At 65.1% G+C, this 18,723-nt stretch carries 12 protein-coding genes and 1 CRISPR repeat array; of the genes, 3 read left to right on the top strand and 9 right to left on the bottom strand.

Annotated features, from left to right (window positions below; translation table 11 throughout):
- Window positions 1-152: 152 nt before the first annotated feature.
- Window positions 153-4,486: direct repeats of the CRISPR family, unit length 32 nt; unit sequence GTCGCCCCTCCCGCAGGGGCGTGGATTGAAAC.
- A gap of 265 nt (window positions 4,487-4,751) precedes the next feature.
- The 9 genes from O7R11_RS14535 to O7R11_RS14495 all read right to left on the bottom strand — a co-directional run bounded on the left by O7R11_RS14535 (window position 4,752) and on the right by O7R11_RS14495 (window position 14,276).
- Window positions 4,752-5,411, bottom strand: a complete 660-nt coding sequence (locus tag O7R11_RS14535) for a response regulator (protein WP_337998262.1) — start codon at window positions 5,409-5,411, stop codon at window positions 4,752-4,754.
- Entirely contained in the window at window positions 5,408-7,036 is a 1,629-nt protein-coding gene (dcuS, locus tag O7R11_RS14530) for a DcuS/MalK family sensor histidine kinase (protein ID WP_337998261.1), read from the bottom strand. The genes O7R11_RS14535 and dcuS overlap by 4 nt, the downstream gene beginning before the upstream one ends.
- Window positions 7,037-7,116: 80 nt before the next feature.
- Window positions 7,117-7,722, bottom strand: a complete 606-nt coding sequence (gene citX / locus O7R11_RS14525) for a citrate lyase holo-[acyl-carrier protein] synthase (protein WP_337998260.1) — start codon at window positions 7,720-7,722, stop codon at window positions 7,117-7,119.
- Window positions 7,712-9,115: a citrate lyase subunit alpha gene (citF, locus tag O7R11_RS14520; RefSeq protein WP_337998259.1), complete on the bottom strand. Its 1,404-nt coding sequence runs from the start codon at window positions 9,113-9,115 to the stop codon at window positions 7,712-7,714. Before citF ends, citX begins: the two co-directional genes overlap by 11 nt.
- Window positions 9,116-9,125: 10 nt before the next feature.
- On the bottom strand, window positions 9,126-9,971 hold the full coding sequence (locus O7R11_RS14515; RefSeq protein WP_337998258.1) for an HpcH/HpaI aldolase/citrate lyase family protein: 846 nt from the start codon (window positions 9,969-9,971) through the stop codon (window positions 9,126-9,128).
- A complete protein-coding gene (gene citD, locus O7R11_RS14510; RefSeq protein WP_337998257.1) occupies window positions 9,968-10,246 on the bottom strand; it encodes a citrate lyase acyl carrier protein in 279 nt (92 codons plus the stop codon). Before citD ends, O7R11_RS14515 begins: the two co-directional genes overlap by 4 nt.
- A 58-nt stretch (window positions 10,247-10,304) precedes the next feature.
- Window positions 10,305-11,351: a GNAT family N-acetyltransferase gene (locus O7R11_RS14505; protein ID WP_337998256.1), complete on the bottom strand. Its 1,047-nt coding sequence runs from the start codon at window positions 11,349-11,351 to the stop codon at window positions 10,305-10,307.
- Window positions 11,352-11,364: 13 nt separating this feature from the next.
- A complete protein-coding gene (locus tag O7R11_RS14500) occupies window positions 11,365-12,627 on the bottom strand; it encodes a 2-hydroxycarboxylate transporter family protein (protein ID WP_337998255.1) in 1,263 nt (420 codons plus the stop codon).
- A 560-nt stretch (window positions 12,628-13,187) separates the two neighbouring features.
- Complete coding sequence (locus tag O7R11_RS14495) at window positions 13,188-14,276, bottom strand: LysR family transcriptional regulator (RefSeq protein WP_337998254.1); 1,089 nt, start codon at window positions 14,274-14,276, stop codon at window positions 13,188-13,190.
- A 154-nt stretch (window positions 14,277-14,430) separates the two neighbouring features.
- Here O7R11_RS14495 and O7R11_RS14490 point away from each other — a divergent pair, with 154 nt between their 5' ends.
- The 3 genes from O7R11_RS14490 (at window position 14,431) to O7R11_RS14480 (ending at window position 18,567) form a co-directional block, all read left to right on the top strand.
- Entirely contained in the window at window positions 14,431-15,216 is a 786-nt protein-coding gene (locus tag O7R11_RS14490; protein ID WP_337998253.1) for a 3-hydroxybutyrate dehydrogenase, read from the top strand.
- 632 nt (window positions 15,217-15,848) lie between these two features.
- A complete protein-coding gene (gene dcuC / locus O7R11_RS14485) occupies window positions 15,849-17,237 on the top strand; it encodes a C4-dicarboxylate transporter DcuC (protein WP_337998252.1) in 1,389 nt (462 codons plus the stop codon).
- Window positions 17,238-17,313: 76 nt separating this feature from the next.
- Complete coding sequence (locus tag O7R11_RS14480) at window positions 17,314-18,567, top strand: M20/M25/M40 family metallo-hydrolase (RefSeq protein WP_337998251.1); 1,254 nt, start codon at window positions 17,314-17,316, stop codon at window positions 18,565-18,567.
- The last annotated feature ends 156 nt before the right edge of the window (window positions 18,568-18,723 follow it).

Below are 18,723 nucleotides of genomic sequence, written 5' to 3'. Positions count from 1 at the left end.
GCCCGGCAGGTTCGCGATGCTTCTTGGACATTGTGAATATGGAACAAATCCCGAAGAATCCGGCCCTACACCCGGCGGCAAGACCGCCCCGCCGCCGGGTTCGCGCAAACGTTCGGTATTCCCTTTGTGTCTCCATGCGTTAGAGTGGAGCCGTCGCCCCTCCCGCAGGGGCGTGGATTGAAACAACGCCGATTTAACCGGGGCTTCACGGGTGGCGAGTCGCCCCTCCCGCAGGGGCGTGGATTGAAACTCGGCCCCGACGATCTCAGCCCGTTTTGACAGAACGTCGCCCCTCCCGCAGGGGCGTGGATTGAAACCAGCCGGGGAACCCGGCGCGCACCAGGGCGTCGTCGTCGCCCCTCCCGCAGGGGCGTGGATTGAAACACCGCCCCGGCGCTGACCGAGGTGTCCGGCTCCGGTCGCCCCTCCCGCAGGGGCGTGGATTGAAACGATATCGACGCCATGGGCAACGTCGAGGTATCCGGTCGCCCCTCCCGCAGGGGCGTGGATTGAAACATTCCTCCTTCGGCGCGAACGGCGACGCTGCGAGGTCGCCCCTCCCGCAGGGGCGTGGATTGAAACCTCGGCAAACGCCGTGACCATCGCGCGCAGCGGAAGTCGCCCCTCCCGCAGGGGCGTGGATTGAAACATTTTCCTGTCGTGTTGTGCGGCGCGGCGGCGGGGTCGCCCCTCCCGCAGGGGCGTGGATTGAAACTGCTAACATTGGGCGACAAATCACGATCAAGGGTCGCCCCTCCCGCAGGGGCGTGGATTGAAACTCCTGCGGGATGGGCAGAAACGCCAGACAGATAGTCGCCCCTCCCGCAGGGGCGTGGATTGAAACGACTTGTAGGTGTACCCCGCGACCGTCCGGTCAAGTCGCCCCTCCCGCAGGGGCGTGGATTGAAACTGCCAAACTCGCCTTGCTGCGACGCACGGTAGGGTCGCCCCTCCCGCAGGGGCGTGGATTGAAACAGGGTTCAGAATATCCATTATAAACGACACGGCCAGTCGCCCCTCCCGCAGGGGCGTGGATTGAAACCTCCTGCGCCTTCTGGTCACCCTGGGCGATTCCGCGTCGCCCCTCCCGCAGGGGCGTGGATTGAAACTTCAGATAGGCCAGCACCTCCACCTCCGGCGACGGTCGCCCCTCCCGCAGGGGCGTGGATTGAAACCCTCGTTGCGTCGAGGGGCATCATCGCCAATGCGCGTCGCCCCTCCCGCAGGGGCGTGGATTGAAACATCCCCTGCATCGCGGCGATCGCCGCGTTGAGGTGTCGCCCCTCCCGCAGGGGCGTGGATTGAAACCCTCCCTTGGCTTTGACCGCCGTCCAGCGGGCGCGTCGCCCCTCCCGCAGGGGCGTGGATTGAAACTCGAACGGCACCTGGCGCATCTCCAGCGTGAAGGTCGCCCCTCCCGCAGGGGCGTGGATTGAAACCTTGTAGCCTATGGAGATCCGCAACGTCGCGCCCTGTCGCCCCTCCCGCAGGGGCGTGGATTGAAACCCGTGATGCCGATGACCGCCGCCATGGCTTACTGTCGCCCCTCCCGCAGGGGCGTGGATTGAAACCCCTCGAGCCAGGTGGTCAACCCGTCGATCGAAAGTCGCCCCTCCCGCAGGGGCGTGGATTGAAACGCTCTCGGGGTCTATGCCGAGGAACTGGCGACATAGTCGCCCCTCCCGCAGGGGCGTGGATTGAAACCTGGTCAGGAGGCAGCGCCAGGTCGTCCCCGGTGTGTCGCCCCTCCCGCAGGGGCGTGGATTGAAACAAGGACGACGACGGGGGGCGGCGATGACGACGAAGGTCGCCCCTCCCGCAGGGGCGTGGATTGAAACGTTTACGAATGTGGCAGCAGGTGGGGTGTCCACGTCGCCCCTCCCGCAGGGGCGTGGATTGAAACCCCCATGACGACGACGGCCATGCGATCCACGCGCCGTCGCCCCTCCCGCAGGGGCGTGGATTGAAACGGCTCAGACGTGGATTTACTTCAAAAGCCGCGCGGGTCGCCCCTCCCGCAGGGGCGTGGATTGAAACTTATTCCGGCGTCCCGTCGTTCGTCCGCGCCGCCGTCGCCCCTCCCGCAGGGGCGTGGATTGAAACTCCATCTCCCTCGATGGCAGCATCGATGCGGCGAGTCGCCCCTCCCGCAGGGGCGTGGATTGAAACCGTCATCCGCACGGCGTACCGCCGCCCCACCGGGCGTCGCCCCTCCCGCAGGGGCGTGGATTGAAACTCAAGCAACGCCGCATTGAGGTGGGTGAGGCGGGTCGCCCCTCCCGCAGGGGCGTGGATTGAAACCGACTGCGCGCACGGCAGCTTGCCACACATGGCCGTCGCCCCTCCCGCAGGGGCGTGGATTGAAACATGGTCACATGACTCCGATGAAGTGGAGGATTTGTCGCCCCTCCCGCAGGGGCGTGGATTGAAACTCCTCACCGCGGCGTCGTATCGCATGGACCCGGACGTCGCCCCTCCCGCAGGGGCGTGGATTGAAACTTGCTCATGGTGGGTTTTCCTCAGAACGGGAAGGTCGCCCCTCCCGCAGGGGCGTGGATTGAAACCTGGCTTCTCCGGGTGTTTGAACTGGTGGTGACTTGTCGCCCCTCCCGCAGGGGCGTGGATTGAAACCCGGCTCCGATGCCGCCCTGTACAAGGCAGCCCAGTCGCCCCTCCCGCAGGGGCGTGGATTGAAACTCCGCGTGCACGACGCCGCGCAGGCCGCAGGGTTGTCGCCCCTCCCGCAGGGGCGTGGATTGAAACGTCGAGATAGGCGAGCGCCATTTAAAGCACCTCGTCGCCCCTCCCGCAGGGGCGTGGATTGAAACCTCGTCGCGGGCTTTGTCGGTGGCCTCCGCCTTGGCGTCGCCCCTCCCGCAGGGGCGTGGATTGAAACCAGGACTTGTACTCGGGCAAGCTGCTCTCCTGGCGTCGCCCCTCCCGCAGGGGCGTGGATTGAAACAAGGTGCGCGACGAGGAACCGGTCGGCATCGTCACGTCGCCCCTCCCGCAGGGGCGTGGATTGAAACGCGTAACGACCCGACCGCAACCATAGGGGAAAACGTCGCCCCTCCCGCAGGGGCGTGGATTGAAACTTGCCGACGCGGACGGCGTGGAGATCCTGGTGCGTCGCCCCTCCCGCAGGGGCGTGGATTGAAACCTGGGGTTCGCCCCCGGTCTGCTTGTTGTCGGCAAGTCGCCCCTCCCGCAGGGGCGTGGATTGAAACTGGTACGGCATGAGCAGGCCATCCGCCAGCGGATGTCGCCCCTCCCGCAGGGGCGTGGATTGAAACAACATGCAGATGCCACGCTACGGCGTACCTTCCGTCGCCCCTCCCGCAGGGGCGTGGATTGAAACGACGCAACGCGGCGGGCAGCGCGGAGGGGAATTCGGGTCGCCCCTCCCGCAGGGGCGTGGATTGAAACCGCGGAGAGGCGGCGTTCAAACGGTTCGCGAGCGGTCGCCCCTCCCGCAGGGGCGTGGATTGAAACCAGTACTACGGCGCGCGCGGCATCGGCGTGTGCGCGTCGCCCCTCCCGCAGGGGCGTGGATTGAAACCTCTTGCCGGGCCGGTCGTGGCCATGGTCGTACGCGTCGCCCCTCCCGCAGGGGCGTGGATTGAAACAGCTTGTAGCGGCTGCGGCTGCCATAGGGGCCGGGTCGCCCCTCCCGCAGGGGCGTGGATTGAAACCTTCCACACACCGGCCTGCACCGCGCCCCTGAGGTCGCCCCTCCCGCAGGGGCGTGGATTGAAACAAGGACGCGGTGAAGCAGCTCAAGACCTATGCCGAGTCGCCCCTCCCGCAGGGGCGTGGATTGAAACAAGCTGGAAATGCAGGGCAACCACAAGCCCATCAGTCGCCCCTCCCGCAGGGGCGTGGATTGAAACATCGAGGGAGACGTGCGCGGCGGCGACTGGCGGGTCGCCCCTCCCGCAGGGGCGTGGATTGAAACATGTACGCGCCGTGCTCCTCCAGCGACAGGTGCGTCGCCCCTCCCGCAGGGGCGTGGATTGAAACGTTGCCCCAAGCGTCCCAGCCGGGGCGCCGGGTAGTCGCCCCTCCCGCAGGGGCGTGGATTGAAACCTCTCTGCTCCAGCCCACGCCGAACCCCCTGCGAGTCGCCCCTCCCGCAGGGGCGTGGATTGAAACGCGGCGCTGGCGAGGTGGTCCAGCGCCTTGGACAGGTCGCCCCTCCCGCAGGGGCGTGGATTGAAACTTCTCAACCTCGCCAAGGTCGATGACCTTGCCCATGTCGCCCCTCCCGCAGGGGCGTGGATTGAAACGATAAGTACAACGAAATGAACCCGGAAATCGTCAAGTCGCCCCTCCCGCAGGGGCGTGGATTGAAACGGCCTCGCGGCGCGCGCGGCGCGCCTCCGCTCCGGGTCGCCCCTCCCGCAGGGGCGTGGATTGAAACCCCATAGCGCGCGCCCGTATGGAGAGCGCCGCGGGTCGCCCCTCCCGCAGGGGCGTGGGTTGAAACAATCAGCCCTTACGGAATGTTGTCGTTCACTTGGAGGCGGTCTCCGCTCCGGTCGGTTGCGGGGGCTTTGCAGGCACCGGCTTTTGGCCGGTTTTTATTCCCGGGCTTTTTCCTCGGGCTGCCTGCGTCCTGCTCCGGCGTCTCTCGGCGGCGTTGCCGCCCCGCGCACCGGGCGGTTCTTTCGCCGCTGCCCGCGGCCGCCTTCATCCGCCGCCATATCGGAACAAGCGTATGCTCCGAACGCCGTGAGGTTCGTCCTCCGCGGCTACAGCAGCCTGTACTTGCGGACGGGTCTGCCGACGGCGGAATACTCCAAATGACTGACCACTTTTCCCGTATACTCGAGGTAGACGAGGTATTTCTTGATGGACACCCGGGACAACCCGACGGCCTGCTCCATGCCCTTGATGCTACAGCTTTCCGGCTGGCTCTCGAGGTACGTTTGAATGATTTCGAGCGTGCTCATGTCCACCCCCTTGGGAAGCGACGGCTTCGCCCGGATGAACACCCGCCTGTCCAGGAGGCCCTGGTCCAGTTCGGTGTGCGAGTCGAGCAGCCTGCGCCTCTCGCGGTAGGAGACCAGGGCCGCCTCGAAGCGTTCGAAGGTGAAGGGCTTCATCAGATAGTCGATGACTCCGAGGCGGAGCGCCGCCTTGATGTCCTCGCTGCTGCGGTCCGCGGTGATCATGATGACATCCACCCGCGGGTGTTCATGGCGGACGCGCTGGAGCAGTTGCAGGCCGTCCATCCCGGACATGAACACGTCCAGCAGGAGCAGGTTGATCTTGTGCTCCTTCAGAAATTCGAGGCAATCCTTGCCGGTGGTGAAACTGCCGCGCAGAGAGAACGCATTGAGGCGGGCGAGATATTCGCCGTTTATCGCTGCGACCATGGGATCGTCTTCGACGATGACGACATCGATCATGCGTTCGCTCCGTGATCCGCCTGTAGCGGCAACTGCACCGTGACGGTCGTTCCCTTCCCCCGCGCCGAGTCTATTTCCAGCGTGCCGCCGAGGGAATCCACCGTGAGCAGGACGAGGTAGAGGCCGAGGCCGCGCCCGTGCCCCTTGGTGGAGAAGTAGCGCGCGAAGATCTTATCCATCAGGTCGTCGTCGATGCCCTCGCCCGTGTCCTTGATCATGATCCACATGGTGTCGTCGTCCAGGGTGAAGGCCACCGCCATGGTCTTCTCGGCCGTGTCGGCCATGGCGTCGAGGCCGTTGTCGAAGAGATTGCCGACGATGGTGACGAAGCCGTTGCGCAGTTTCGGGTCCCCTATCTCGTGCAGGATACCCTCGATTTCGAGATCGACGTGAATCCCCAACTCCCGCGCCTTGGCGAACTTGCTCGAAAGAAATCCCGCGATCACCGGATCCTTGATCCCGGACGTGATGCTGGCGTGATCCTTGAGCCGTACGCCGATGAGGGTCGAAAGGTAGTCCGAGAGCGCGGCGTGCTGCCTCTTCTGCAGCAGGCCGTAGATGACGTGCAACTGGTTCAGAAACTCGTGGGACTGGGTGCGCAGCGCATCGACGTAGCGGTTCACGCCGGTCAGGTTCTCCGCCAGCTGGCGGACCTCGGTCATATCCCGGAACGTGGCGATCGCCCCCACCAGGATGCCCTTGACCATGATCGGCCTCCGGTTGGTGAGGATGGCCGTGCCGTGGAGGTTCTGCTCGTTGTCGAATTCGGCGCGGCCGGTCTGAAGGACCTCGCGCAGCCGCAAGTTGGGCACCACCTCCTCCACCGGCTTGCCGAGAAATTCCCCGCACACGCCGACGTTGTTCAGGATGCGGGCGGCCGCCTCGTTGACGATGGTGACGCGGGCGTCCTTGTCCACCGCCACGATCCCCTCGCGCACGGTGCTCAGCATGGCGACGCGCTCTTCGAGGCTCCGCGCGATCTCCTCCGGTTCCAGGCCGTGGAGCACGTTGATGATGCCCCGGGAGAACAGAACCGCCAGGATCACGCCGCCCAGCATCAGGAAGAACAGGGCGGGCCAGATCGGCGCCACGAACCGGCTGATCGTCCTTTCGATGGAATCGGACATGATGCCGACGACGACTGCGCCGACCTGTCTACCGTCGTCGGCGTGGATCGGCGCCAGGGCGCGGAGGGAACGGCCGAACGTGCCCGTGGCGAACGAAATGTAGCTCTTCCCTTCCAGAACGTCGCCCGCATCGCCGCCGACGACATGCTTGCCGATGTTCCTCGGCGTGGGGTGGTACGCCCGGATGCCGTGCATATCGATCAACACGATGAACCGCACCTGGCTGGCCTTGGAGAGCAGGCTCAGTTCGCTTGCGACGGCGGGGAAGAGATCCCGTTCGCCCTGCATGAAGCGTTTTACCAGGGGCATGTGCACGGTGATTTCCGCCACGTTCATCGCCTGGGCGCCCGCCACCTGGCGGTATTCCGAATCGATCAGATAGCGCACATGAATGTGCAGGAGGATGACCGACGGCACGAACATCACGCAGACCAGAAGGATGAGCTTGGTCCGCAGGCGCGTCTTGCGAAACAGGGAGGAGAGCCAGTTGAACCGCATGCCGTGCCTCCGACTGCTGATTGCACCGCACCATTATGGAGAAAGCGAGAGCAAGACACGAGGAAAGGGATGGCGCGGCGCTACGAACGCCGCCTCCGGTCCCGGCACGCGGCGGCGGAGGCCGCCTTCGCCGCATCCAGCGTCGCCTCGACATGGCGTCTCAGTTCGTCGGTGGAATGGCCGGCGCGGGCGCGGCAAAGCGCTGCGTCCTCGCCGCACAGGAAGCACTTCCGGGGGGCAAGGCCGATGTCGCGGCGCGAGACGGGGCCGCCGTCCGGAGAGAGCACGTCCGCATCCGCCAGACGGCCGAAGGGGTGCTCCTCCTCCAGCCGGGCCGCCAGCCGCTTGAGTTCGAGCGGGGCCATGTCCGAAACCAGCAGGCGATAGGGACCGTCCGCGCCGTGCGCGGTTTCGTCGTGGAGGATGGACCCGGGGTTCTCCCGGGCCGCCAGCAGGCGGTCCAGGCAGGCGCTCAGGTCCGCCAGGAGTTCCCGCACCCCCGGAAGGTTCTTGTCCGGCCCGGGAATGTTGAGCGCCAAGGCGAGCACGCTTGCCCCGAAGCGCTCCGCCAGCGCCGTCTTGCGCAGCCACCGCGCTTCGCGCGCGTCCAGAACCGCCGCCCCGCCCGGCGGCATCGCCGCCGGGCGCTGCGCCCGATCCGTCCGGTCGGCGCGGCTACACCCCATAGACCTTGTCCACGATCGTGCCGTCCCGGTATTCGACCACGCCGACGACCTTGCCGGTCCGCGCCGGGGCCTTGGGCACGCCGGTGATGCGCAGGGCGGTTTCCCGCAGTTCCTCGATGGAACAGACCGGAATCTTCGCCTCCTTGAGACGGTCGATCAGGTCGGCCCGCCGCGGATTCACCGCGACCCCCCGCTCGGTCACCAGCGCGTCCACCGTGCGGCCGGGCGTGGTGATGGTGGTGCAGCGTTCCACGACGATGGGCAGGCGCGCCCGGATCAGCGGCGCGACGATGATCGTCAGCTTGGCCCCGGCGGCGGCGTCGTTGTGTCCGCCCGACCCGCCGATGATCATGCCGTTGGAGTCGGTGAGCACGTTGACGTTGAAGCCGGTGTCCACCTCGGAAGCGCCGAGGAGCACCGCATCGAGGAAATCGACGCAGCAGCTTTTCTGCTTCGGGTTGGCGTAGGTGTCCGCCGAGATTTCCTGGTGCCGCGGGTTGTCCCGCATCGAGTGCACGCTGGAGAGATCGAAGCACTGCACGTCGAAGATGTTCTCGAACAGGCCTTCCTCGAGCATCTCGACCATGTATTTGGTGATGCCGCCGAGCAGGAAACCGCCCTTGAGGCCGAGCCGCCGCATGTCCTCGCGCAGGAAGAGGGAGGCGGCAAGCGACGCGCCTCCGGCTCCGGTCTGGTAGTTGAAGCCGTTGCGCAGCAGCCCGGAGGCACGGATCACCGCCTGCGCGTTGCGGGCGATGGCCAGGGCGAGGGGGTCGCGGGTGAGGCTGATGGAGCCGGAGACGATTCCCGCGGGATCGCCGATCCTGTCCACCACCACCACGTGGTCCACCCGGTTGTGGGGGATCGACACCCGGGTCAGCGCCGCCTCGGAGACGAAGTCGGTGACCGCCAGGACCTTCTGCGCGTGGTCCACATCCGGCAGGATGTAGCCGAGGGAACCGCAGGCCGAAGGCCCCTGCGTGCCGTTGATGTTGCCGTATCTGTCCACGCAGGGCGCGGCGACGATGGCGATGTCGATCTTCAGCGAGCCCTCGCCGATCGCCCTGGGGCGGCCGCCGTGGGAACGGAACACCACCGGCTTTTCCAGGATCCCCCGGCTCACCGCCTGGGCCAGGGGGCCGCTCATGTAGTCGGTGTCGAGGGCGGCGATCAGCCCGCTTTCGATGTGCGGAATCATCGCCTTGTGGATGGGGAACAGAGAGGACATGGCGATCGTCAGGCCCTTGACCCCGATTTTCGCCGCGGCCTCCAGCACCATGTTGGCGACGAAGTCCCCGTTCCGCAGATGATGATGGAAGGACAGGGTCATACCGTCGCGAAGCCCGGCTTCCCGCAGCGCGGAAACGAGATCGGGCAGGAATTTCTGAGTCACGGTGTACCTCCTATTCGGCCATCTGCAGGATGCGTTCTGCGCGCTTGATGATCGGCAGATCGATCATCATGCCGTCGAGGGAAACCGCCCCCTTGCCGTCCCGCTCCGCCGCTTTCGCCGTGTCCATCACCCGGGCCGCCCAGGCGATCTGGGCTTCCGTCGGCATGAACGCCTCCTTGACCGCATGGACATGGTGCGGCGAGATCAGCGCCTTGCCGGAAAACCCGAACTGCGCGGCGCAGGCGGCATCCTTCGCCAGCCCTTCCATGTCGGTGACGAAGGGGAACGGCGTATCCACCGCCGCGATGCCGCAAGCCTTGCAGGCCATCAGCATGCGCCCCCGGGCGTAGGCGATTTCGGCGCCCTCCGGCGTCCGCCGCGCGCCCATCTCCGCCGTCAGGTCCTCCGCGCCGAGCAGCATGCCGGCCAGGCGGCCGCCGGACGCGGCGATCGCCGAGACGTTCTCGATGCCGCGGGAGCTTTCCACCAGGGCCATCAGGCGGATGCCATCCCCGCCGCCGGAGGCGGCGTCGATACAGGCGGAAATCTCGCGCAGGTCATCCGGGCGCTCGCACTTGGGCAGGAGGACGACATCCGCCCGTCCGGCCACCGCCGCGGCCACGTCGTCGCGCCAGAACGGCGTCTCCAGGCCGTTGATGCGCACCACGCACATCACGCCCTGCGGCCTGAGATCGGTGAGGCTGTGGCGCACCAGGATGCGGGCCGCGTCCTTTTCCGACTTCGCGACCGCATCCTCGATATCCAGGATCACCGAATCCGCGCCCAGGCTGTCGGCGCTGGCCAGCATGCCGGGGTTGTTCCCGGGCATGAACAGCATCGTCCGGAAGGCTTTCATCGCCGCGCCTCCTTGTAGCGTGCCGCCACCGCTTCCATCCTCGCCACGATCGTGCATTTCAGCGCGCCGCGGTCGTTCGCGTGGATGTCCACGCCGTCGAGCCCGGCCGCCGCCAAACAGTCCTTGATGGTCTGCAGGATGTCGTCGCCGAACTGCTGCATGACAATGCTCTCGACGGCGATGGAGCCGCCCTTCCCATCCGGCGCGGCGGTCATCCTGATGAAGATGTCGTTGGATTCCAGGGTTCCTGCCTGGGCGCTCGCTATCTGCCCCACTGTCATCCTCCTCCGGCCGGTCGGCCGTGTTGTGTGTCCGAACGTCCCCGGTCCGCCGCTAGTGGCGGCCGCTCCTGCCGCGCAGGGCCTCGGCGATGCCGCGCCCCTTGTCCGACAGGAGAAATTCCAGCGTCGTCTCCGGGACGAGTTGCCTCAGCTCTTCGGTGCGTTGCCCGTAGCGCTCGTCGCGGAGTATCTCCCGCACCTTGGACGCGCTGATGATGCCTTCGCCGCCGCACCGGCGCGGCATTTCGCAAAACCCGATGCCGTGGGCGGGCAGCACGCGGCGCATCACCGCGTTGTATGTGGCGGTCGCCGGGCAGTAGGGTTCGTCGCCGACGAAGCGGATGGCGATTCCCAGGTCCGGCGCGACCTTGGCGGCGAAGATCTCGGCGTCCAGCCCGGCGTGCACGGCGGCGTGCGCCGCCTTGCCGGAGAAATAGGCGGGAAAGCTCCCCCGCGACACCATGTACGGCCCCGCCGGAAGCACGGCGGCCCCGGCGATGCCGGACACGCCGTGGCGGACCAGGGCCAGCCTGTCCGCGAACGGAAAGGCGGACGCGTCCTCCTCGACGACGAAAACCACCACCTGCGGGCACCGGCGCACGGCTTCCTCGACCAGACCGCGATGGCCGAGGGTGAAGGGATTCGCATTCATCACCACGGCTCCCAGGGGAACGTTTTCCCCCTGCGCCAGTTCGGCCCGGGTTTGCCGCATCCACGCGGCGTAGTCCGGGGAACCGAATTCCAGCAGGGCCGCGGCCTCGGTGGCGGCCACGAGGTGAAACCCCATCACCGCGAATTTGGGCGCCTCTTCCGGCTTGGTGAAGATGCAGACCCTGCCGAACCCCTTGCCCAGCGCTTCCGTCAGAATACGTCCCACCAGGGACGAGGCGAGCCCCTGTTCCTGGTGGGTGCTGCTGGTGCAAACGCCGCAGATCACGTTGCCCGCGAGGAAGGCGACGCCGACGAGACGGCCGTCTTCGTAGAAGCCGAGCCCGGTGTCGATGCCTTCCGGCATATCGAGCCCCGCCTCCCGCAGCAGCTCGGCGGCGGCGGCGCGTTCGCGGGGCGTGACGATATGGTTGTATCCCTGGGCGAGCATGATCGCGGATATCCTAGTAGAGCAAGGGAACGGTCAGTCCGACGACGATCAGAATAAGCGCTCCGCCGAGCCTTGAGGATATCTGAGCGAAGGGCATGAGTTCGAAACGGTTGGCGGCGGACAGCACCGCCACATCGCCCGTGCCGCCCATGTTCGCCATGCACAGCCCCGCGGCGATGGCGGATTCGATGAAGTTGAAGCCCACCAGCAGACCGCCGAAACCGGCGCCGATAACCGCACCGAGGACGACGGAGAGGACGAGGAAGAAGGTCTGGAAGGTGAAGGCGTTGATCACCACGCCGAGGTCGGTGTAGGTCACGCCCACGCCGATGAGCAATGGGGCGGTCATGTACTTGGCGACGAACTGGAACCAGGCCGCACAGGATTCCTGCAAGGACTGCGGCACCACGCCCGAGACCTTCAGAAGGGCCACGCTGATGATCATCAGCGCGTAGTAGTGCAGGGGGATGAACTTCGCCAGCACATGGCCGAGAAGAAGCATGCAGCAGGCGGTGAACAACCCCACGCCGAGGGTCTGGACGGTCACCGGGACGGAGACGGCGGGGCCGTGGTCCTCGTCGCCGCTGCGGATGAGTTTCCCGTTGCCGGTGAGCTTCGGATACTTCTTGCCCAGACGGTCCAGCAGCCCTCCGGAGATGATCGCCAGAACGTTGGCGATCGCCATCGGGGGGATCAGCATGGACAGAATCTGCTTCGTATCCATCTGGGTGCTGCCGTGCAGGATTTCCGACATCGGCAGCACGCCCGCGCCCAGGCCGCCGCCCATGATCGGGTAGCAGACGAAGGCGATCGCCTTGCTCCAGCCGAAGCCGGTGACGAACCCGACGACGCCGGCCAGGAAGGCCGCCGCGGCGAGACCCAGAAAGATCGGCACCGCGAAACGCACGCCCGCCTTGACCAGCAGCTTGGCCTGCATCCCGAAAATCGAGCCGCAGATCAGGGCCGCGATATAGAAATCGAGAAAATTCGACGGCTTCATGAACCCGTCGATAACCTTTTTGACGCTCGCGGGCATGATGCCGAAATACACGAGCGCGGCACTGACGAAAATGCAAAAAAGCGGACCGCCTCCGAGGTAGTTGTTCACCAGGGGCGTCCGCGCTCCCAACCAATCAAGAAGAAAACCCATGGACATGGTGATGGCAAAGCCGCCGGCCATGCCTCCGGGCAGCTTGCCGAGGGCACAGGCGAGACCGACCAGAACCGACAGCACAAGCATGTGGGGAAGCTTCATTCCCATGATTTCGATATTCATACGGCACCTCTCGCAGATTGCAGTGAATTGCCAGACGTCCTCTCGAGCGAGCATATGCCGCAGCCAGGCGCTGTTGGAGCATCGGGAATTAATGAGGCACTTATGAAAGTTATGAAATCAGCAGCCCTTCTCCCGCCGGGGTCGGCGGGCTTGGGTTTGCGGGGCGGTTTTCATCCTCGGGCTTCGGCCCTCGGACCGCCTTCGCTGCGCTGCGGCGTCTCTCGGCGGCCAGACCTCGGCCTCGTCGCTCGCATATCGCAACTCTACAGCCCTTATTTCAGGCCTCAGCTGCTTCAGCCCCTAATATTTCCGATGGGGTTTCGACAGACGATACGGCGGTGCATCCATGCATGACTTCATGCGCCAAACATGCATACCCCCATGCATTTCTGATGCATGGGGGTATGCATGAAATAATGGCGATTGTCCTAGAACGCATCCATCCATAAGCGTATTCGTTTCCAGACGACACGAACTATTACTTACACCGCAGCATTCGACGGCAAGCGACGCCTGCTTTCTTAAAAACGCAGCGTACGCGGAACTCGGCCCGTGGAGGGTCAGTCGGGGAAAGCGACCGCGCCTTCCGGAAACGCATGGAGCCCGAAAAAGTTGTTCCGGGTCACCGTCCAATCCACATCCGAGAACGCCGCAACCAGCTTGTCGGAGATCTCGCGGACGTCCGCGTTGCGGGCGGCGCCCCGTCGCGTCGCCTTCCAGAGATTGAGATACAGCGGCTCGTCTTCGAGCCGCAGCTCGCGCAGGGAAGGACTGAGGCACGGCGTGTAGACCGGTAGAAGCGCCAGGGCGGAGCCGGAGAGGACAAGGCGCTCGCTGACGCTGGCCCATTCGACGACGGTGGCCCGGTCACCCGCCCGATCGACCACCGAAAACCATCGTCCCCACGCGGAGGGGGATTCGGTTCCACGAATATGCGGCAAACTGACAAGGGAATGCCCATGCGCCAGATCGTCCAGCACACGCGGCACCGGACGCCCGCCGGCAAAATACGGCTCGGCATAGAAAATGCCGTAACGCAGGCGCGCCAGAAGCTGGATCTTGTCGTCCGGCTCGGCCTCCGGCGGCATCTCATCGACGCCGGACCAGATCAGGGAAATATCCGCTTCTCCGCCTGCCTCGGCGCTGACCAGTTGGATGCCCGGCATCAGCAGGTCGGGATGGCGTGCGATCGCGTCCTGCAACGGCCCCATGGGCACCCCGGTCTTCAAGGGCGTCAGCATGTAGTTGTAGATGCGTTCGGTCGCCTTGATGCGGACCCTAACGTTGGTCGAGCGCAGGCCGTTCAGTTCCTCCTCAAACTCCCGCGTGAGACGGCGGGCACGCAGCGCGATCTCCACGAGCTCCGCCGCGGCGGCGGTCAGCGTGACGCCGCTGCCGGATCGCTCGAACAGGATGGTGCGGGCGCTTTTCTCCAGGCGGGCGATGCGGCGGCTGACCGTCGCCTGATTGATCCCGAGAGACTGCGCAGCCTCGGAAAAGCTGCCCGTATCGACGACCTCGGCAAAGATCCGGATGTCCTGCCAGTCGGGACTCTTCCCGCCGACGGCATGCTCCCAGTCTGTGGCGTATGGCATGACTGCATCGCTCCGAAGACCGACGCCGGAATGCGCCGCATCTTTGTCAAGCATGAGGATTTACTATTATTTCAGGTCGCGACTGCGAACGCAACCTCCGCAGCCCGCACGCCCTCTCCACGCGATTTCCCCGTCTTTACGGCCGAAACCGGCACGCCGGACATGCCGCCCGCCCCCCGAACCCCGACGAACAAGGAGAGATTTGAGCATGGCCATCACAGGTAGAATCGCCGTCGTCACCGGCTCGACCAGCGGCATCGGTTTGGGCATCGCGGAGGCCCTGGCCGCACAAGGCGCCTCCGTGGTCCTCAACGGCTTCGGCGATCCCACCGCGATCGAGGCAATCCGCACCCGCATCGCCCGCACCTACGGCGTGGACGTCGCCTTCAATCCGGCCGACCTGTCCGACCCGCAGCAAACCCGCAGCATGATCGCCGACGCCGAAACCCGCTTCGGCCGCCTCGACATACTGGTCAACAACGCGGGCGTGCAGTTCGTTTCCCCCCTGGAAGACTTTCCGACGGAACGCTGGAACACGATCATCGCCCTCAATCTCAGCGCCGTCTTCCACGCCACCGCCGCGGCGCTGCCCGGCATGAAGCACCGGGGGTTCGGCAGGATCGTCAACATCGCCTCGACGCACGGGCTGGTCGCGTCGCCCGACAAAGGCGCCTACGTCGCGGCCAAGCACGGGGTCATCGGCCTGACCAGGGTCACGGCTCTCGAAACCGCGGCGCACGACATCACCGCCAATGCGATCTGCCCGGGCTGGGTTTTGACTCCCCTGGTCCAGGCGCAGATCGACGCGCTCGCCGAGCGGGAGAAGCTGACCGGAGAAGAGGCGCGGCGCCGGCTGCTGGCGGAAAAGCAGCCATCCCTCGACTTCGCCACACCCGCCCAGATCGGCGAACTGGCGTCGTTCCTGTGCTCGGACGCGGCCACGCAGATCCGCGGCGCCGCGATCACCATCGACGGGGGCTGGACGGCGCAATAAAAACCGAAGGAAGGGGGGGAGCGACGACGGCATTGCGCGCAGAACCGGCTGATCGGGTGGAACAGCCGTTGGCCGCCGTTCTGCGGGCGCGGCGGCCCGCCGAGGTCATCGAGGAGCACAGGATCGACAGGCGATACCGCCATGCATCCGTGCATACCGCCATGCACCACCGCACACGACCCCATGCAGTTCTGGTGCATGGGGGTATGCATCCGATAATGGCGATTATCCTAGAATACAGCCGTTCCGAAGCGTATCCGTTTCAAGGTGATACGAGCTGTTACGTGCATACACAGCCACGGCTGAGGATGGTTTTCGATGGCCGCTCCGCTCCCCTCGCGGATGCCGAATACGCATCCAGATCGATCTTCGGCAGGGTGATCGCACACGGCACAGCCTTCACATCCGCCTCATATTCATGAGGTAATCATAAAAATCGTGGAAGGATAAAATCAAACACAAGAAATTACCCTGCCGACGGAATGAGAGTAGAAACTCTGAATAAATAATAAAATACGCCAACTAATCTCATAAGTATTTTCTGATTTCGTTCTCGCAGTCCGTCAGCGATCGAGAATTAGCGTATTGTAAAACAATTCTAAAATAAACCTTGAATCAAGGGAGTCGGTTTTATGCTACCTATAATTCCCTATATCGCTATCGCCGGGACAGCCCTCACGGCATGGGCCATCATCAAGAAATACAACGTCAACATCACCCTGCTGTTTGCCGGTCTCGGCCTCAACCTTCTCGCCATCCTCGGCGGCGCCTCAAAAATTCTTCCCGCCTCGCAGAAGTCCACCGGCTTCATCGGGTTCGATCTTTTCGACCTCCTCCGCACCATCTCGATCCATCAGGTTTCCCACATCGGCTTCCTGATCCTCGTCGCCGGCGGTTTCGCCACCTACATGGAACGCATCGGCGCCTCGAGCAAGCTGGTGCAGATCTGCATCCGCCCCCTGCGTTATTTCAAGAACCGCTATCTGCTGCTGGGCGGCGCCTTCCTGCTGGGGCACGCCCTGGTGGTGGTGGTGCCCAGCGCCGCCGGCCTGGCCATGGTGCTGGTGGTCTCGATGTATCCCCTGCTGGTCACCGGGTTGGGCGTTTCCAAGGCGAGCGCCGCGGCGATCATCGGCACCACCTGCTGCATGAGTTATGCTCCATCATCGGCGATGGCCATCCTGGGGTCCAGGACCGTGGGGGTGGATCTCATCGTCTATCTGGTGAAGTACCAGCTTCCCGTCGCCCTCTGCGCCGTGGCGGTGATCACCATCGCCCACGTCATCGTGCAGAGCTATTTCGACCGCAAGGAAGGCGCCGCTCAGGGCTCGGCGACGGACGCGGAGCAGGAGCGCAAGTTCGCAGAAAAGTGCGCGCACATTCCGGTCTACTACGCCCTGTTCCCGATCTTCCCGCTGGTTCTCATCGGCATCTTCAACAAGCTGGTGTCGAAGACCATCGTGCTCGACATCTCCACCGCCCTGTTCATCGGATGGACCTTCGCGATGTGCGTGGACATGTTGCGCTTCCGCGACATCCGCAAGACGTTCGACGACGGCATGCACATGTTCAAGGGCATGGGCGGCGTGCTGACCACGGTGGTGTCGCTCATCTTCGTCGCCCAGCTTTTCGCCGCCGGGCTTTCCAACACCGGGCTGGTCTCCCTGATGATCGACGGCGCGAAGAGCAGCGGCATGGGCCTGACCGGCACCACGATCATCCTGTCGCTGTGCATCGGCCTGATCGCCATCCTCACCGGCAGCGGCGTGGCCGCGTTCTCGGCGCTGGCGGGGCTCGCCCCCACGGTTGCCGCCTCCTTCGGCCATGCGGGCATCTCGATGATCATCCCGATGCAGTTCGCCGCGGAGATGCTGCGCCCGGTCTCTCCGGTGGCCGGAGTGATCGTCATCGTCGCCGGCGTCGCCGGGGTCGGCACCATGGATATCGTCAAGCGCACCGCCATTCCCTGTGCGCTCGGCATGGTCGCCGTGTTGATCGGCAACATGCTGTTCGTCGTCTAGGCGCTCCCCTTCCCGGCCGCTTGCGCTCCGCCGCGGCGGTCGGGATATCCCGAACCCCACGATGGAAGGAAACGACATGCCGATTTCCGTTTCAAAGCCCGTGCGGCAGGCCATCGCGGCTCTGGCCGCCGATGAAAAGATCCAAAAGGCCCTCGCCTTCCTCAAGGAGGACGCCGCGAACACCCTGGAGGAACTGAAGGAACTGGTGCAGGTGGCCTCGCCCACCTTCGCCGAACAGAAAGCGCGCGCGCCGCTCTACAAGGCCAAGCTGGAAAAATACGGCGCGGAAGACTGCTGCGAAGACGAAATCGGCAACGTCCGTGGCTTCGTCAACGGTGCCGCGCCGCGGCCGAAGGTAATGTTCGACGCCCACCTCGACACCGTGTTCGGCCCCGAGGTGCCGCTCACCGTCACCGAAAAGGACGGCGTCTTCAACTGCCCCGGCATGTCCGACGACACCGCGGGCCTGGCGATGAACCTCTCCATCCTGCGGGCGATCCGCCATGCCGGGCTGGTGCCGTGCGGCCGCCTGATGCTCACCGGCACGGTGCGCCACGAGGGCGAGGGCGACCTCCAGGGAGTCCGCAAGGTTTTCGAGGACGACCGCGACATCGACACCTGCGTCTGCCTGGAAACCCTGGACAAACCGGGTGCCATCATCAACACCGCGATCGGCGTCTACCGCTACGAGATGATCTTCACCGGCAAGGGCGGGCACAGTTGGCTCGAATTCGGCATGCCCAACCCGATCCAGGCGCTGTGCCGGGCCGGCGCAGCACTCTCCGAACTGGTGCCGCCGACGGAGCCGAAGACCACCTTCAACCTGGGCACCGTAACCGGCGGCACCACGGTCAATTCCATTCCCGCCGAATGCCGGGCGAAGCTCGATATCCGCTCCGTCGATCCCGACGTGCTGAACGACATCGACGCGAAGATCAAGGAAATCGTCCACGCCGCCGTCGCCGCGGAGAACGCGCGCTGGAAGGGGCAACCGATCGCCGTGGAATTCCGCCGCATCGGCAACCGTCCGGCAGGGCACACCGGCGAGGAGGAGACGCTGATCCAGGCGCTGTGGCAGGCCACCGAAGCGGTGGGGCTGGAACCCCTCCTCTGGCCGCCCCTCGGCACCAACGCCAACATCCCGATGAGCCTTGGCGTGCCCGCTACCGGTCTCGGCGGAGGCGGCCTTGGCGGCAACCTGCACTCCACTGCGGAATGGTACAGCCACGCGTACGAGGCGGAACACGCCGGACGCCTGCTCATCGCGCTGTTCGCCATGGTCGGGCTCGAAGGCGTCACCAAGCCGCTCTCCACCCCGATGGACCGCTGAGCCTCATCCCGCAGACGGACCCGGGGGTTCCTTCACCGCGTTCCCATAAGCAAAACCCCCTCATGCGGTGGCATGAGGGGGTATTTGGTTGCGGGGAGAGGATTTGAACCTCTGACCTTCAGGTTATGAGCCTGACGAGCTACCGGGCTGCTCCAC

The organism is Oleispirillum naphthae, assembly GCA_027864655.1.
GTDB lineage: Bacteria > Pseudomonadota > Alphaproteobacteria > Rhodospirillales > Rhodospirillaceae > Oleispirillum > Oleispirillum naphthae.
Note: the sequence above shows the minus strand (reverse complement) of the source record. Positions and strands in the feature narration are given on the sequence as shown.

What these genes read in the sequence shown, in the direction of transcription:
- O7R11_RS14535 (WP_337998262.1), bottom strand. Translation starts at nt 5,411, where the DNA reads ATGATCGATGTCGTCATCGTCGAAGACGATCCCATGGTCGCAGCGATA.
- dcuS (WP_337998261.1), bottom strand. Translation starts at nt 7,036, where the DNA reads ATGCGGTTCAACTGGCTCTCCTCCCTGTTTCGCAAGACGCGCCTGCGG.
- citX (WP_337998260.1), bottom strand. Translation starts at nt 7,722, where the DNA reads ATGGGGTGTAGCCGCGCCGACCGGACGGATCGGGCGCAGCGCCCGGCG.
- O7R11_RS14515 (WP_337998258.1), bottom strand. Translation starts at nt 9,971, where the DNA reads ATGAAAGCCTTCCGGACGATGCTGTTCATGCCCGGGAACAACCCCGGC.
- O7R11_RS14505 (WP_337998256.1), bottom strand. Translation starts at nt 11,351, where the DNA reads ATGCTCGCCCAGGGATACAACCATATCGTCACGCCCCGCGAACGCGCC.
- O7R11_RS14500 (WP_337998255.1), bottom strand. Translation starts at nt 12,627, where the DNA reads ATGAATATCGAAATCATGGGAATGAAGCTTCCCCACATGCTTGTGCTG.
- O7R11_RS14495 (WP_337998254.1), bottom strand. Translation starts at nt 14,276, where the DNA reads ATGCTTGACAAAGATGCGGCGCATTCCGGCGTCGGTCTTCGGAGCGAT.
- O7R11_RS14490 (WP_337998253.1), top strand. Translation starts at nt 14,431, where the DNA reads ATGGCCATCACAGGTAGAATCGCCGTCGTCACCGGCTCGACCAGCGGC.
- dcuC (WP_337998252.1), top strand. Translation starts at nt 15,849, where the DNA reads ATGCTACCTATAATTCCCTATATCGCTATCGCCGGGACAGCCCTCACG.
- O7R11_RS14480 (WP_337998251.1), top strand. Translation starts at nt 17,314, where the DNA reads ATGCCGATTTCCGTTTCAAAGCCCGTGCGGCAGGCCATCGCGGCTCTG.